Origin of the sequence: Micromonospora sp. NPDC049645 (assembly GCF_040675155.1) — a bacterium.
GTDB lineage: Bacteria > Actinomycetota > Actinomycetes > Mycobacteriales > Micromonosporaceae > Micromonospora.
The window spans coordinates 145,831-161,181 of record NZ_JBFAOI010000008.1 but is presented as its reverse complement, the minus strand read 5'-3'; the positions used below and the strand labels follow the sequence as shown (position 1 = coordinate 161,181).

Here is a 15,351-nt window from a genome sequence, read left to right as displayed (position 1 = left end):
CGCCGCGAACGCCGCTCAGGGGCGAGGGGGTTGGGCCGGTGTTTCTCGGCACCCACACTCCACGCCTGGACGAAAAGGGCCGGTTGATCCTTCCGGCCAAGTTTCGGGATGAGCTGGCGGGGGGTGTCGTGGTCACCAAAGGGCAGGAGCGCTGCCTCTACGTCTTCCCGACCCCTGAGTTCCAGCGGATCGCGGAGCAGTTGCGCGCGCAGCCGATGACGCACAAGGCGGCCCGGGCCTACAGCCGGGTCTTCTTCGCCAGCGCGCACGACGAGGTTCCGGACAAGCAGGGCCGGGTGACCATTCCGGCTCACCTGCGGGCGTACGCCGCGCTGGATCGCGAGTTGGTGGTGATCGGCGCGAGCACGCGGGTGGAGATCTGGGACAAGGTCGCCTGGGAGACCTACCTCGCCGAGAGCGAAGACGACTTCGCCGACATCGAGGAGGGGGTGCTGCCCGGCGGTCTGTAGGGCGGAACGGCGCCCGACGTACTGCGAGATCTCCAGCCGCTTTCGAGTTCCTGGCATCACTTCCCCGGTGCCAGGCGCACGATCCATTCATCGGGCGACGGTCCGGTGTCCGGCGGGAGCGGATGGGGATCTGGCGGTACGACGGCAGCGCCGTCCGACGACAGGCGCACGAGTAGAACGGACGTTTCAACCAGTGGGGGTCAACATGGGGGAGTTGCGCGGCACGCACGTGCCGGTGCTGCTCGAGCGGTGTCTCGAGCTGCTGGCCCCCGCGCTGGGTCGAGACGGCCGGACGGTCTACGTCGACGCGACGCTCGGCCTGGCCGGGCACGCGGAGGCGGTGCTCGAGGCGCATCCGGAGACGGTCCTGATCGGGCTCGACCGGGACACCGAGGCGCTCGCCCACGCGCGGGTCCGGCTGGCCCGGTTCGCCGATCGGGTGCATCTGGAGCACGCCGTCTACGACGAGCTGCCGGACGTCCTGGACCGGCTGGGCTATCCGGGCATCGACGGCATCCTGTTCGACCTGGGTGTCTCCTCGTTGCAGTTGGACGCGCCCGACCGCGGGTTCGCGTACGCCCAGGACGCGCCGCTGGACATGCGGATGGACCAGACCCGGGGGGTGACCGCCGAAGAGGTGGTCAACACCTACCCGCATCCGGACCTGGCCCGGGTGTTGCGGGTCTACGGCGAGGAGAAGTTCGCCGGCCGGATCGCCTCGGCGATCATCCGGCAGCGGGAGCGGGCCCGGATCACGTCGTCCGCGCTCCTGGCCGAGCTGGTTCGGGACTCCATTCCGGCGCCAGCCCGACGAACGGGCGGGCACCCGGCAAAGAGAACGTTTCAGGCTTTACGGATCGAGGTAAACAAGGAACTGGCAGCGCTGGAGACAGCGTTGCCATCCGCACTCGACGCACTGACCGTGGGCGGTCGCATGGTGGTCCTGTCCTACCACTCGCTGGAGGACAGGCTCACCAAGGCGGCCCTCACGGATCGGGTCCGCAGTAAGGGCCCGATCGACCTCCCGGTCGAGCTTCCCGGGTCCGGTCCGACGTTCCGGCTGCTCAGCCGGGGCGCCGAACTGCCCGGGGAGGCGGAGGTCGCCGCGAACCCGCGCGCCGCCTCGGTGCGGCTGCGGGCCGCGGAGCGACTCGACCCGAACGCGACAGAGCAAGGGCGGACCGACCGCGAACGGTCTCGCCGACGGGTGAAGGGAATGCACCAACCGGGCACGGGGTCCGCCTGATCCGTGGGGGGTCAGGGGCACCGGGACGGCAGAGGGACGGACGTTGAGGGGGAGGGACATGAGCATTGACAAGCGCGACCGCCGGGACGTCACCGGCGGCGGGCAGCGCGCACCGCGGTCGGGGGGCCGGATCGCGGCGGAGCGGGCTCCGCGCCACGGGAACGGTACGCCACGCATCGATCGAGTGAACCGGCAGGGGGAGACTCGCGCCCGGGGGGCGCGCGAGTTCCCGACTCAGGGCACCGCGGCGCTGCGGCCGGTCGAGAAGGCCACCAGCGCGGCCAGCGCCCGTCCGCCCCGGCTGCGGGTGGCACCGCCGCCGCCGATGTCGGTGCCGCGTGCGCCGTTCGCGGCGCTGATCGTGGTGCTGGTCGTCGGCGGGGTGCTGGGCATCCTGGCGGTCAACACCAAGATCAATGAGAACGCGTTCCGGCTGGAGCGGTTGCAGCAGCAGCAGGCCCGACTGGACCTGGAGAAGCAGCAACTGGACAAGCAGATCGCCGAGTTCGAGGCGCCGGGCAACCTGACCGCCGAGGCGCGGCGGCTGGGTCTGGTCGACGCGGGCGAGCCCGGCTACATCCGGCTGCCGGACGGCAAGACCCTCGAGGTGCCGCAGCCGGCGACCGGCCAGCCGTCGGTGACCAGCCAGGGTGCGGGAGGCTGACCGGTGCCACCAAGGTCGGACGAGCCGCGCCGGGACCCCACGGGGTCCCGGCGCGGTTCTTCGCGTGATGCCGGCGCCACCGATGGCGAGCCGCGCACCGGCGAGCCAGGGATCGGGGGCATCTCCGGCGCGCGGGCGTACACCCCGAGGGGTCGAACCGTCCGCGAGGAGCGCGGCACACCGGCGCGCGGTCAGGGCGCCGAGCAGCGGCGGACGCCGCGCAGCAGCAGCCGTTCCGGCGACCCGTTCCGCCCCGCCTTGCAGGTGCTCGACGGCGGCCGGGCCGCCGCCCGGGCCGGCCGGCGCGACGCTCCGGCCGCCGGACGCGGTCAGGTGGTGCGCACCGTCGCGCCGCGTACCCCCCGTGGCCCGGCCGGGGACGAGCCGCCGCCGCGCCGCCGGACCACGCCGCGCGCGCCGCGTCGCGCCGACCGCCCGGCGGCCCGGCGGCCGTCCCGTAAACCACGACGCCCGCCGAAGCTGGCCGACTCGCGCCTGCGCCTGCGGCTGGGCACCGTGCTCGCCCTGACGCTGTTCGCCGTCATCGGGATCCGACTGGTCTTCCTCCAGGCGGTCGACGCACCGGCCTACGCCGGGGGCGGCGTCACCGACCGGCTCCGGACGGTCGAGCTGCCGGCGCCGCGTGGCGCGATCTACGACAGCACCGGCGCCCCGCTGGCCCGCAGCGTCGAGGCACGGTACGTGTACGCCGACCCGACCGAGGTCAAGGACGCGGCGGGCACCGCGAAGGCGCTCTCCCCGCTGCTCGGCATGCCGGCGTCGAAGCTGATGGAGTTGATGAAGCCGCGCAAGCTGGAGAACGGCAACGCGTCCACCTTCGCCTACCTGGCCCGGGGTGTGGAGATCCCGACCGCCAAGCGGGTGCAGGCGCTGGAGCTGCCCGGCATCGGCGTGCACCGGGACGAGCGCCGGGACGTGCCCGGCGGTGACCTGGCCGCCAACCTGATCGGCTTCACCAGCCAGGACATGGACGGGTTGGAAGGGCTGGAGGCCCGCTACGACGACGTGCTCGCCGGCCAGGACGGCAAGCGGGTGTACGAGGCCGGCCTGGGCGACCTCGCGGCACCGATCCCGGGTGGCTACAGCCGGACCACTCCCGCGAAGCCGGGCAGCTCGCTCGCCCTCACCGTCAACCGGGACCTGCAGTTCCGCACGCAGCAGATCCTCAGCGCGGGGATGGCCCAGGTGCGGGGCGGCACCGGCGCGGCCGTGATCATGGAGATCCCCTCCGGTGCGGTGCTGGCCCAGGCCAGCAACCCCACCTACGACGCGGCGAATCCGACGCCCAGCGACCCGGTCGCCCGGGAGGACGCCGCGACCAGCTTCGTGGTCGACCCGGGCTCGGTGCACAAGGCGATCACCTATGGCGCGGCCCTGCAGGAGGGGGTGATCACCCCGGACACCGCGCTGCCGATCGCCAACAGCATCAAGATGGGCGACACCTGGTTCTCCGACACACATCCGGCCGACGGCAAGCGGATGAGCGTGCCGGGGATGCTCGCCTACTCGTCGAACGTCGGCACCATCACCATCGCCGAGCGGCTCGGCCGGGACCGGCTGATCGACTACCAGAAGCGGTTCGGGCTGGGTAAGCCCACCGGTGAGGGGATGCCCGGGGAGGCCAGCGGGCGACTGCTGCCGGCCGACGAGTGGAGCGGGTCGTCGCGCGGGTCGGTGCCCATCGGGCACAGCGTCGACGCCACCCCGTTGCAGATGGCCGCCGCGTACGCCGCCATCGCCAACAACGGCACCTACGTGCAGCCGCACCTGGTCAAGGAGGTGATCGGCCCGGACGGCAAGCGCACCCCCGCGCCGGCCCCGCTGACCCGGTCGGTGCTCAGCCCGCAGAACGCCGCGGCCCTACGCACCATGCTGGAGGCGGTCACCACGGTCGACCACGCCACCGGCCTGACCGCCGCGGTCCCCGGTTACCGGGTCGCCGGCAAGACCGGCACCGGGTGGCGGCTGGTGAACGGCAAGAAGCAGCCCGGTGAGGTCTCCTCGTTCATCGGGATGGCTCCCGCCGAGAACCCCCGCTACGTGATCGCCGTCTTCGTCTACGCGCCCAACGGCGGGGGCGCGGCGATCGCCAATCCGGCGTTCCGCGACATGATGCAGTTCACTCTGCGTCACTACCGGGTGCCGCCGTCCGCCGGTGGTTCGGCACCCAAGTTCGTGGTCTATCCGCGCTGAGCAGCGATGGCGGGACATCATCGGTGAGTGCCGACGAACCACCGGGGCGGCTGTGCGGCCGGAACCGGACGACCGGGTAGGGTCTGACGCCGTGCCCGGCAATCCACGTCCACGTACCGTGACCGAGGTCCGGCTCGGTGATCTCGCCGGCCGGCTCGCCGTCGACCTCCCGGCGGACGCCGCCGCGGTGGTCGTCACCGGGGCCACCCACGCCAGCCAGGAGGTTCGCCCCGGCGACCTGTACGCGGCGCTGCCGGGTGCCCGTCGGCACGGCGCGGAGTTCGCCGCCGCCGCCGCCGAGGCGGGTGCGGTGGCGCTGCTGACCGACCCGGCCGGTGCGGAGCTGGCGGCGGCGAGCGGCCTGCCCGCCCTGGTGGTGCCCGACCCGCGCGCGGTGCTCGGTGAGCTGGCCTCGGCCGTGTACGGCGACCCGACCGCCGACCTCACCGTGATCGGGGTGACCGGCACCGCCGGCAAGACCTCCACCGCGTACCTGGTCGAGTCGGGGCTGCGGGCCGCCGGCCACGTCACCGGGCTGGTCGGCACGGTGGAGACCCGGCTCGGTGATCTGGTGATCGACAGCGTGCGCACCACCCCGGAGGCGACGGACCTGCACGCCATGCTGGCCACCGCCCGCGAGCGTGGGGTCACCGCCGTGGTCATGGAGGTCTCCAGCCACGCGCTGGCCATGGGCCGGGTGGGCGGGGTGCGGTTCACCGTCGGGGGGTACACCAACTTCGGCTCCGACCACCTGGACTTCCACGCCGACAGCGACGACTACTTCGCCGCGAAGGCCCAGCTCTTCGACGGGCGCTGCGCGGTCGAGGTGCTCAACCACGACGACCCGGGGTTGAAGCCGCTGCTCAAGCCGGCCACGGTCACCTACTCGGCGGCCGGTGACCAGGGTGCGACCTGGTGGGCCGACGGGGTGGGCGGCGAGGGGTACGCCCAGCGGTTCACCGCGCACGGCCCGGACGGCGTGGCGCTCTCCACCGGTGTCGCGCTGCCCGGCCGGCACAACGTGGCCAACGCGCTGCTGGCCATCGCCGCGCTGGTCGGCGCCGGGGTGGACCCGGCGACCGCCGCGGCCGGGGTGGCCGCCTGCGGTGGCGTGCCGGGCCGGCTGGAGCTGGTCGACGTGGCCGCGCCGGTGCGCGGGGTGGTCGACTACGCGCACAAGTCGGACGCGATCGTGGCCGCGTTGGCCGCGCTGCGGGAGTTGAGCGCCGGTCGGCTGATCTGTGTGATCGGCGCCGGTGGCGACCGGGACCGGGGCAAGCGGCCGGTGATGGGCGCCGCCGCCGCGGAGGGGGCCGACGTGGTGTTGGTGACCGACGACAACCCGCGTACCGAGGACCCGGCGGAGATTCGCGCCGAGGTGCTCGCCGGGGCGTACCGGGCCGGAACGGACGCTCGGATCATCGAGGTGGCGGGCCGCCGCGCGGCGATCGACGAGGCGGTTCGGCTGGCCGAGCCGGGTGACGTGATCGCGCTGCTCGGCAAGGGGCACGAGCGGGGCCAGGAGGTGGCGGGCGAGGTGTTTCCGTTCGACGACAGCATCGAGTTGGCCGACGCGCTGCGGGCCCGTTTCGGGGACCTGGCGGGTCAGCGGTGATCGCGCTCAGCCTGGCCGAGGTGACCGCGGCGGTCGGCGGGCGACTGGTGGCCGCCGACCCGGCCGCCACCGTCACCGGTTCGGTGGAGTTCGACTCGCGCAAGGTGGGGCCCGGTTCGCTCTTCGTGGCCTTCCCGGGGGAGAAGGTCGACGGGCACGACTACGCGGTGCGGGCGATCGAGTCCGGCGCGGTGGCGGTGCTGGGCAGCCGCGAGGTGCCCGGGGTGCCGATGGTGCTTGTCGACGACGCCCTGACCGCGATGGGCCAGCTGGCCCGCGCCGCGGTGGACCGGCTGTCCGAGCTGACCGTGATCGGCGTGACCGGCTCGTCCGGCAAGACCACGACGAAGGACCTGATCGGTCAGCTCACCGCCCGACTCGGGGCCACGGTGGCGCCGCCCGGCTCGTTCAACAACGAGCTGGGGCACCCGTACACCGCCCTGCAGGCTGGTCCGGACACCCGGTACCTGGTGATGGAGAAGGGCGCGCGCGGGGTCGGGCACGTGCGGTACCTGTGTGAGCTGGTGCCGCCCCGGATCTCGGTGGTGCTCAACGTCGGCACCTCGCACATCGGCGAGTTCGGTTCGCAGGACACCATCGCCCTGGCCAAGGGCGAACTGGTCGAGGCGCTGCCACCGGACGGCCTGGCCGTGCTGAACGCCGACGACCCGCGGGTGGACGCGATGGCGAGCCGTACCGAGGCCCGGGTGGTCCGCTACGGCGAGGCGCCCGACGCCGACGTACGCGCCGAGGACGTCACGCTCGACGAGCGGGGCCACCCGTCGTACACCCTGGTCACCCCGGAGGGGCGCGCGCCGGTGCGGTTGCGGCTGGCCGGCCGGCACCAGGTCTCGAACACGCTCGCCGCGGCGGCGGTCGCCCGGGAGTTGGGCATGCCGTTGGCCGAGCTGGCCACCGCCCTCGGCGAGTTGGGGCTGGTCTCGACCCGCCGGATGGACGTCTTCGACCGCCCCGACGGGGTGACCGTGATCGACGACTCGTACAACGCCAACCCGGCCTCGATGGCGGTGGCGGTGCGGGCGCTCGCGAGCATGGGTCAGGGTCGGCGTACCGTCGCGGTGCTTGGTTTCATGGCCGAGCTGGGCCCGTTCGAGTACGACGGCCACGCCGAGGTCGGCCAACTCGCGGCCGAGCTGGGCGTCGACCGGCTGCTCGTGGTGGGTGAGCCGGCCGCGCCGATCCACGAAGGCGCGACAGCGGTAGCGAACTGGGGAGGAGAGTCGGTGCTGCTCACCGATCAGGCGGCGGCCATCGAGGTGCTGCGGAGCGAACTACGACCGGGTGACGTCGTCCTGGTCAAGGGCTCCCGGTACCGGACCTGGGAGGTGGCCGACGCCCTGCGCGCCGACGCCGCCGAGGAGCCCACCCGATGAGGGCGGTGATCGTCGCCGTCGGGGTGGCCTTCCTCGTCTCGCTGTTCTGCACCCCCATCGCCATCAAGGTGTTCACCCGGCTCAAGGCCGGTCAGCCGATCCGGTCCGACGGCCCCGCCATGCACCAGGGCAAGAAGGGCACGCCCACGATGGGCGGCGTGGTCTTCATCCTGGCCACGGTGATCGCGTACGTGGCCGGGCACCTGGCGCTGACCACCCTGCCGGACCTACAGATCGCGCAGGTGGAGCCGACCATCACCGCGTTGGTGCTGCTGGGGCTGATGGTCTTCTCCGGCGCGGTGGGTTTCCTCGACGACTTCCTCAAGGTGCGCAAGCGCAACAGCGCCGGTCTGAACAAGCGCGGCAAGCTGCTCGGTCAGATCCTGGTCGGCGCGGTCTTCGGTGTGGTCGCGCTGTACTTCCCGAGCACGATGACCGACGCGTCGGGCCGGGCGACCAACACCGAGACGGTGGGCAGCACCACGCTGAGCTTCATCCGGGACATTGATGCCCTGGAGGTCAGCAAGGTCGGCGCGGTGATCATCTTCATCTTCGTGGTGATGGCGGCGACGAACGGCGTCAACCTCACCGACGGCCTGGACGGCCTGGCCACCGGCGCGTCGGTGATGGTGCTCGCCGCGTACGCGCTCATCGCGTTCTGGCAGTACCGGCACTGGTGCGCCGACCCGAACTACACCCAGCCGTACTGCTACTCGGTGCGGGACCCGTTGGAGATCGCGTTGATCGCCGGGGCGGCGGCCGGGGCCTGTGTGGGCTTCCTTTGGTGGAACACGTCCCCGGCGCGGATCTTCATGGGTGACACCGGGGCGCTGGGGCTGGGCGGTCTGATCGCCGGCATGGCGATGTCCACCCGCACCATCCTGCTGCTGCCGATCATCGGTGGGCTCTTCGTGATCATCACGATGTCCGTGGTGATCCAGATCATCTCCTTCAAGACCACCGGTAAACGGGTGTTCCGAATGTCCCCGCTACAGCACCACTTCGAGCTGGCCGGCTGGAGCGAGGTCAACATCGTGGTGCGTTTCTGGATCATCGCCGGCATCGGCGTGGCCATCGCCCTGGGCCTGTTCTACAGCGAGTTCCTCGCCAACATGACCTGATCCTCGCCCGCGCCACCCCCCTCATCCGTCGATCTTGCACTTTCGGATGGCGAAACGCCCACTCATGGGTGTTTCGCCGGGACAGGAAGTGCAAGATCGACGCACGGGAGTGAGGTGGGGGAGAGGGCGACGCGCGAGAGCGGGCACGGGGGTTCGACACGCCCGGTGGGGCGTTGTGGGGCGGTGGGGCGTGTTCAGCGGTGATGATGTCGGGGTGGGGGAGGAAATCGGCACCGAGGATGGGACCGTCGGGCGGCCGCGACGGTCGCCGAGCGCGGCGCGTACGCCGTTGGCCGCCGGGGCGCGTGGCCCGGAGCCCGGCGCGGCGGCCCGCGAATCCGGGCCGGGGGCGCGGGAGTCCGGGCCGGCGGGACGTGAGCCGGAGGCCGTCGCGTCGACACCGTTGCGCGGGTTCGATGCGGCCGGCGGGCTCGCCGCGCTGCGCGGCCTGCTGGACCGGCCGCTCGCCAGCTACTACGTCCTGTTGTCCAGCGCCGGCCTGCTGCTGCTGATCGGGCTGACCATGGTCTTCTCGGCGACCAGCGTGAAGGACTACGCCGAGGACGGCAACGCCTCGGCGTCGGTGACCAAGCAGGCCATCTTCGCGGTGATCGGCATCGGGGCGTTCTGGGCCTGCCAGCGCCTGCCCGCCAGCACCTACCGGTCGCTGGGCCGGCCGCTGCTGTTCACCTCGATCGGCCTGCTGCTGGTGCTCAACCTGCTGCTCGCCTACGCCCGGCTGACCAACCAGAAGTCAGGGCAGATCGGCCCGATCGAGGCCCGGCTGAACTGGCTGTTCATCGGCGGGATCCAGGTGCAGCCCTCCGAGCTGGCCAAGTTCGCGCTGGTGTTGTGGGGCGCGCACCTGATCGCCCGCAAGGGCGCCGCGCTGGGCTGGTGGCGTGAGCTGGCCACCCCGCTCTTTCCGGTGATGGGCCTGCTCTTCGTCCTGGTCGGCTACAACGACACCGGCACGATGCTCTGCCTGCTGGCCCTGGTGGTCGGCCTGCTCTGGGCCGCCGGGGTGCGGATGCGGGTCTTCGGCGCCCTGGCGGCGGCCGGCCTGGTCGGGATCGGCCTGCTCGTCGCGGTGGCCTCGCTGGGCGCCGGCTCCGGCGAGAGCGGCGAGGACAACTACCGCTTCGCCCGGCTGACCATGTTCTTCAACCCACCGGACCCGGAGACCTGCAAACTCGACGGCTGCCTCCAGTTCTACCAGGGGCGACTGGCCATCGAGCACGGCGGCTGGTTCGGTGTCGGCCTGGGCAAGGGCAGCCTGAAGTGGGACTGGCTGCCCGAGGCGCACAACGACTTCATCTTCGCGATCGTCGCCGAGGAGTTGGGCGTGATCGGCTGTGCCGTGGTGCTCAGCCTGTTCGCGGTCCTCGCGTACACCGGGTTCCGGATCGCCCGGCGCGTCGACGACCCGTTCCGCCGGCTCGCCGCCACCGCCGTGACCACCTGGCTGGTCAGCCAGGCCGTGATCAATATCGGTGGGGTGGTCGGGCTGCTGCCGATCACCGGCCTGCCGCTGCCGTTCATCTCCGACGGCGGAAGTGCCCTGGTGGTGACGTTGGCCGGCATCGGCATGCTGGCGTCCTTCGCCCGCGCCGAACCCGATGCGGCCAGAGCACTGCATGCCCGTCCGCCGGCCCGGTGGGTCCGACTACTCTGGGCCCCGTTGCCGCCGCTTCCCGGCCGGCGCCGCCGACCGGCGACGCCGCCCGCTGGCCGAGGGTCCGTGCCCCGGTCCCGTGAGCGGCGCCATGACGACCAGGCCGCGCCGCGCGGGGTCCGACAGGACCGCAGCCGCAGGGGTACGGCGAGCGAGAGGAGACGCTGATGGGTCCGCTGCGTTCGGTGGTGCTCGCGGGAGGTGGCACCGGGGGGCACGTCTACCCGTTGCTCGCCTTCGCCGACTGCCTGCGCCGACACGACCCGGGCGTCCGGATCACCTGCCTCGGGACACCGCGGGGCATGGAGAACGACTTGATCCCGCCGCACGGCTACGACCTGCGGCAGATCCCGGCGTACCAGCTGCCCCGGTCGGTCAACATGAACCTCGTGCGTACCCCGGGCCGGATGTGGACGGCGGCGCGCGCCGCGGGCAAGGTCATCGACGAGGTGCGCGCCGACGTGGTCGTCGGCTTCGGCGGGTACGTCTCGGTGCCGGCCTACCTGGCCGCGTGGCGACGTGAGCTGCCCATGGTGATCCACGAGGTGAACGTGCCACCGGGCGTGGCGAACCGGCTGGGCATGAAGTTCACCAAGAACATCGCCGTCGGCTTCCCCAACCAGCCGAGCCAGGCCGAGTCGCTGCGGGACGCCACCGTGGTCGGGGTGCCGCTGCGCCGGGCCATCACCGGTCTGGACCGGTACGCGCTGCGCAACGCCGCCCGCGCCCACTTCGGGCTCCGCCCGGACCTGCCGGTGCTGTTCGTCTCCGGTGGCTCGTCCGGCGCCCGTTCGATCAACCTGGCGGTCTCCGGCGCGGCCAAGGAGCTGGCCCGCAACGGCGTGCAGGTGCTGCACGTGATGGGCGCCCGCAACGAGCCGGTGCCGATCCCCACCGACCTGCCGGTGCCGTACGTGACGCTGCCGTACCTGTCCGAGATGGAGCTGGGCTACGCCGCCGCGGACCTGATGCTGGCCCGGGGCGGGGCGATGACCGTCGCCGAGGTGGCCGCGATCGGGCTGCCCACGATCTACGTGCCGTACCCGCACAGCAACCAGGAGCAGCGGCGCAACGCGCTGCCCGTGGTGGAGGCCGGCGGCGGGCTGCTGGTCGACGACGCGGAGCTGACCCCGGACTGGCTGGAGCGCACCGTCATCCCGCTCATCCGCGACCCGCAGCGGCTGCACGTGATGGGTTCCGCCGCGGCGGCGTACGGCCGGCGCGACGGCGACGAGGCGCTGCGCTCCTTCGTGCTGGCGGCGGTGGCCCGATGACCGCGCAGTTCACCCCGGCCGGCACGCTCACCGCCGAGGACCTGGGCACGATCCACCTGATCGGGGTGGGCGGGGTGGGGATGAGCGGGCTGGCCCGGCTCTTCCTGACCCGGGGCATCGCGGTCTCCGGCAGCGAGCTGCGCGAGTGGCCGTCGCTGGCCGGCCTGCGCGCGCTGGGCGGCACGATCCACATGAGTCACGAGGCGACCAACCTCGACGGGGTGGACACCGTCGTCTACTCGTCGGCCATTCCGCAGGACCACCTGGAGCTGGTCGAGGCGCGTCGGCGCGGCCTGCGGGTGCTGCACCGTTCGGAGGCCCTCGCGGCGGCGATGACCGGCCGCCGGGCGGTGGCAGTCGCCGGCACGCACGGCAAGACCACCACCACCTCGATGGTGACCATGGTGCTCCAGCAGGCCGGTGTGGACCCGTCCTTCGTGATCGGTGGGGAGATCTCCGAGGTCGGCTCGGGCGCCCACCACGGCACCGGCGAGCACTTCGTGGTCGAGGCGGACGAGAGTGACCGCTCGTTCCTCATCTACCGCCCGTACGTCTCGATCATCACGAACGTCGAGGCCGACCACCTGAACACCTACGGCGACTACGCGACGCTGGAGGCGGCGTTCGTGGAGTTCGCCCGGCTCACCGACCCGGACGGGTTCATCATCACCTGCGCCGACGACCCGGGCGGGCGGCGGCTGGCCGAGAGCCTGCGGTCCGAGGGGCGGCGGGTGTTCACCTACGGCGAGGCGGCCGACGCCGACCTGCGGTTGACCGAGATGGTCTCCTCGGCGCGGGGGGTGCGCTACCTGGCCGCGATCGACGGCCGGTCGCTGGGCGAGTTCCGGCTGCCGGTGCCCGGCCGGCACATGGGGCTGAACAGCGCCTCCGCCGTGCTGGCCGCGTACCTGCTGGAGTTGCCGCTGGAGGCGGCGGAGGCCGCGCTGGCGGTCTTCCCCGGTGTGCGGCGGCGCTTCGAGCGCAAGGGTGTCGCGGACGGCGTCCTGGTCTACGACGAGTACGCGTACCACCCGACCTCGATGACGTTGGCGATGCGGACGCTGCGCGAGGTGGCCGGCGACGGCCGGCTCATCGTCGTCTTCCAGCCGTACCGGCTGTACCGCACCCGCGACTCGCAGGCGGAGATCGCCGAGGCGCTGGCCATCGCCGACGAGGTGGTGCTGTTGGAGGTCTTCGGCCCGGGTGAGTTGCGCCAGCCCGGCGAGGGTTCGGCGGCGCTGATCGCGGCGGTGGCGCTGCCCGCCGACCGCAAGGTCTTCGTGAACTCGTGGGAGCAGGCCCCGGTCGAGGTGGCCCGCCGGGCGCGCTCGGGGGACGTGGTGGTCACCATGGGCGCCCCGCCGATCTCGCTGATGGGTGACGAACTGCTGGCCGCCCTGGGTGAGCGTACGGCCGGCTCCGCGCCGACCGCGACCGTCGACCCGGTGGCGACCGCCCCGGCGATCGGTGATCCGGTGCCGGGTGGGGCCACGGCCGGCGGCGACGGCGCGGCTCTCGGTGGCACCGCCGTGCCCGGCGGCTCGGCGCCCACCGCCGGATGAGTCCCGGCCCGGCCCGAGGGCGGACCAGCGCGGCCGACGGTGGCGCCCCGCGCCGGGGTCCGGCCCGCCGGTGGCAGTTGGTGCGGGCGGGCCGCGACGCGGTACCACCGTCGACCCGCCGGTTCATGGCCCGTGCCCGGCAGCGTCGCATGCGTGCGGCACTGCCGTGGGCGGTGGCCGCCGGGGTGCTCGCGCTCGCGGGGCTGATCGCCTGGGTGGTGCTCGGCACCGGGCTGTTCGGTGTGCGGGAGGTGCGCGTGGAGGGCGCCGGCCTGGTCACTCCGGTGCAGGTGCACGACGCGGTCGCGGTGCCGGACGGCGTGCCGCTGGCCCGGGTGGATCTGGCCGCCGCCGCTCGGCGGGTCGGCGCGCTGCCGGCGGTGGAGCGAGCCACGGTCTCCCGGGACTGGCCCGGCGCCCTGGTGGTGCGGGTGACCGAGCGGACCCCGGTGGCGGTGGTACCGCAGGGCGGGATGTTCGCCCTGATCGACCGGAGCGGGGTGGCGTTCCGGACGGTGGAGCGGCGCCCTGCCGGGCTGCCGCAGGTGACGGTGGTCCGTCCGGCCGCCGACGACCCGGGCACCCGGGCCGCGCTGGAGGTGCTCGCCGCGCTGACGCCGCAGCTGCGCGCGGAGTTGGTGGACGTCAGCGTGGAGGGGCTGGCCCGGATCAACCTGCGGCTGCGGGGGGACCGGACGGTGGTCTGGGGTGACGCGTCGCGGGGTACGGACAAGGCCCGGGTGGCCACCGCGCTGCTGGACGAGGAGACCGATCGGATCGACGTGAGTGCGCCGGACGTGGTGACCTTTCGCTGACCGGTGAGCGTGCGCGGACGTGACCCGTCGCGCTCCGCTCGGCGACACGCCGTCCGGGTCCTTGGCTCTGTGGGCGGTGGCGCTTACGTTGCCCCGAAGAGGATCAGTGGTTGACATAACTGTAAGCCTCTAGTAGAGGGTGAGGGTTTACCCCAATCTCGAAGGAAAGGACCGGAGATGACACCTCCGCACAACTACCTGGCGGTCATCAAGGTCGTCGGCATCGGGGGTGGCGGCGTCAACGCCGTCAACCGGATGATCGAGGTTGGGCTCAAGGGCGTCGAGTTCATCGCGATCAACACCGATGCGCAGGCGCTGTTGATGAGTGATGCCGACGTCAAGCTCGACGTCGGCCGGGAGCTGACTCGGGGCCTGGGTGCCGGGGCCAACCCGGACGTCGGCAAGAACGCCGCCGAGGACCACCGCGACGAGATCGAGGAGGTGCTCAAGGGCGCCGACATGGTCTTCGTGACCTGCGGCGAGGGCGGCGGCACCGGCACCGGTGGCGCGCCCGTGGTGGCCAACATCGCCCGCAAGCTCGGCGCGCTGACGATCGGCGTGGTGACCCGGCCGTTCTCCTTCGAGGGCAAGCGCCGCCAGGTGCAGGCCGAGTCGGGGATAGACGAACTCCGCAACCAGTGCGACACCCTGATCGTGATCCCGAACGACCGGCTGCTGGCCCTGGGTGACCGCAACATCAGCATGATGGACGCGTTCCGCACGGCCGACCAGGTGCTGCTCTCGGGTGTGCAGGGCATCACCGACCTGATCACCACCCCGGGTCTGATCAACCTGGACTTCGCCGACGTCAAGAGCGTGATGAGTGGCGCCGGCAGCGCGTTGATGGGCATCGGCAGCGCCCGCGGTGAGAACCGCGCGGTCGAGGCGGCCGAGGCGGCCATCTCCAGCCCGCTGCTGGAGCAGAGCATGGACGGCGCGCGCGGCGTGCTGCTCTCCATCGCCGGCGGTTCCGACCTGGGTCTGTTCGAGATCAACGATGCCGCCCAGCTGGTCACCGACGCGGCCCACCCGGACGCCAACATCATCTTCGGCGCGGTCATCGACGACGCGCTCGGCGACGAGGTGCGGGTGACGGTCATCGCGGCGGGCTTCGACGGTGGCACGCCGGCGTACAAGGCGGCCGAGCCGGCCCGCAAGACCAACACCAACCAGCCGGCCCCGCAGAGCGCTCCGGTGCCGGCGCCGGCCACCAACCCGGCTCCGGCCCAGTCGCCGCGTCGCGTGCTCTTCGACGACGTGGACGTTCCCGACTTTCTCAAGAACGGGTCCTGAGCACCGCC

Annotated in this window: 11 protein-coding genes and 1 pseudogene; all 12 read left to right on the top strand. The window is 72.5% G+C overall.

Features of this window, described 5'->3' with window-relative positions:
- Positions 1-38 precede the first annotated feature (38 nt).
- Positions 39-470 carry a division/cell wall cluster transcriptional repressor MraZ gene (gene mraZ, locus AB0J33_RS19705; protein ID WP_030488958.1) on the top strand — a complete coding sequence of 144 codons (432 nt, stop codon included), beginning with the start codon at positions 39-41 and terminating at the stop codon, positions 468-470.
- Positions 471-675: 205 nt separating this feature from the next.
- Positions 676-1,785: pseudogene (gene rsmH, locus AB0J33_RS19700) on the top strand (16S rRNA (cytosine(1402)-N(4))-methyltransferase RsmH).
- Positions 1,775-2,380 carry a hypothetical protein gene (locus AB0J33_RS19695; protein ID WP_363615449.1) on the top strand — a complete coding sequence of 202 codons (606 nt, stop codon included), beginning with the start codon at positions 1,775-1,777 and terminating at the stop codon, positions 2,378-2,380. Before rsmH ends, AB0J33_RS19695 begins: the two are co-directional and overlap by 11 nt.
- Before the next feature lie 3 nt (positions 2,381-2,383).
- Positions 2,384-4,594 (top strand): penicillin-binding protein 2, encoded by a 2,211-nt coding sequence (locus AB0J33_RS19690; protein ID WP_363615448.1) that lies wholly within the window; start codon positions 2,384-2,386, stop codon positions 4,592-4,594.
- Between the two features lie 52 nt (positions 4,595-4,646).
- On the top strand, positions 4,647-6,209 hold the full coding sequence (locus AB0J33_RS19685) for a UDP-N-acetylmuramoyl-L-alanyl-D-glutamate--2,6-diaminopimelate ligase (RefSeq protein WP_363615447.1): 1,563 nt from the start codon (positions 4,647-4,649) through the stop codon (positions 6,207-6,209).
- Positions 6,206-7,603 (top strand): UDP-N-acetylmuramoyl-tripeptide--D-alanyl-D-alanine ligase, encoded by a 1,398-nt coding sequence (murF, locus tag AB0J33_RS19680; RefSeq protein WP_363615446.1) that lies wholly within the window; start codon positions 6,206-6,208, stop codon positions 7,601-7,603. The genes AB0J33_RS19685 and murF overlap by 4 nt, the downstream gene beginning before the upstream one ends.
- The gene (mraY, locus tag AB0J33_RS19675) at positions 7,600-8,724 is read left to right on the top strand and encodes a phospho-N-acetylmuramoyl-pentapeptide-transferase (RefSeq protein WP_363615445.1); all 1,125 of its coding nucleotides are present in this window, start codon (positions 7,600-7,602) and stop codon (positions 8,722-8,724) included. Before murF ends, mraY begins: the two co-directional genes overlap by 4 nt.
- 403 nt (positions 8,725-9,127) lie before the next feature.
- Entirely contained in the window at positions 9,128-10,567 is a 1,440-nt protein-coding gene (locus AB0J33_RS19670) for a putative peptidoglycan glycosyltransferase FtsW (protein ID WP_363615568.1), read from the top strand.
- A complete protein-coding gene (murG, locus tag AB0J33_RS19665) occupies positions 10,567-11,673 on the top strand; it encodes an undecaprenyldiphospho-muramoylpentapeptide beta-N-acetylglucosaminyltransferase (protein ID WP_363615444.1) in 1,107 nt (368 codons plus the stop codon). Before AB0J33_RS19670 ends, murG begins: the two co-directional genes overlap by 1 nt.
- On the top strand, positions 11,670-13,235 hold the full coding sequence (gene murC, locus AB0J33_RS19660) for a UDP-N-acetylmuramate--L-alanine ligase (RefSeq protein ID WP_363615443.1): 1,566 nt from the start codon (positions 11,670-11,672) through the stop codon (positions 13,233-13,235). Before murG ends, murC begins: the two co-directional genes overlap by 4 nt.
- Positions 13,232-14,050, top strand: a complete 819-nt coding sequence (locus AB0J33_RS19655; protein WP_363615442.1) for an FtsQ-type POTRA domain-containing protein — start codon at positions 13,232-13,234, stop codon at positions 14,048-14,050. The genes murC and AB0J33_RS19655 overlap by 4 nt, the downstream gene beginning before the upstream one ends.
- A gap of 177 nt (positions 14,051-14,227) precedes the next feature.
- On the top strand, positions 14,228-15,343 hold the full coding sequence (gene ftsZ, locus AB0J33_RS19650; RefSeq protein ID WP_363615441.1) for a cell division protein FtsZ: 1,116 nt from the start codon (positions 14,228-14,230) through the stop codon (positions 15,341-15,343).
- The last annotated feature ends 8 nt before the right edge of the window (positions 15,344-15,351 follow it).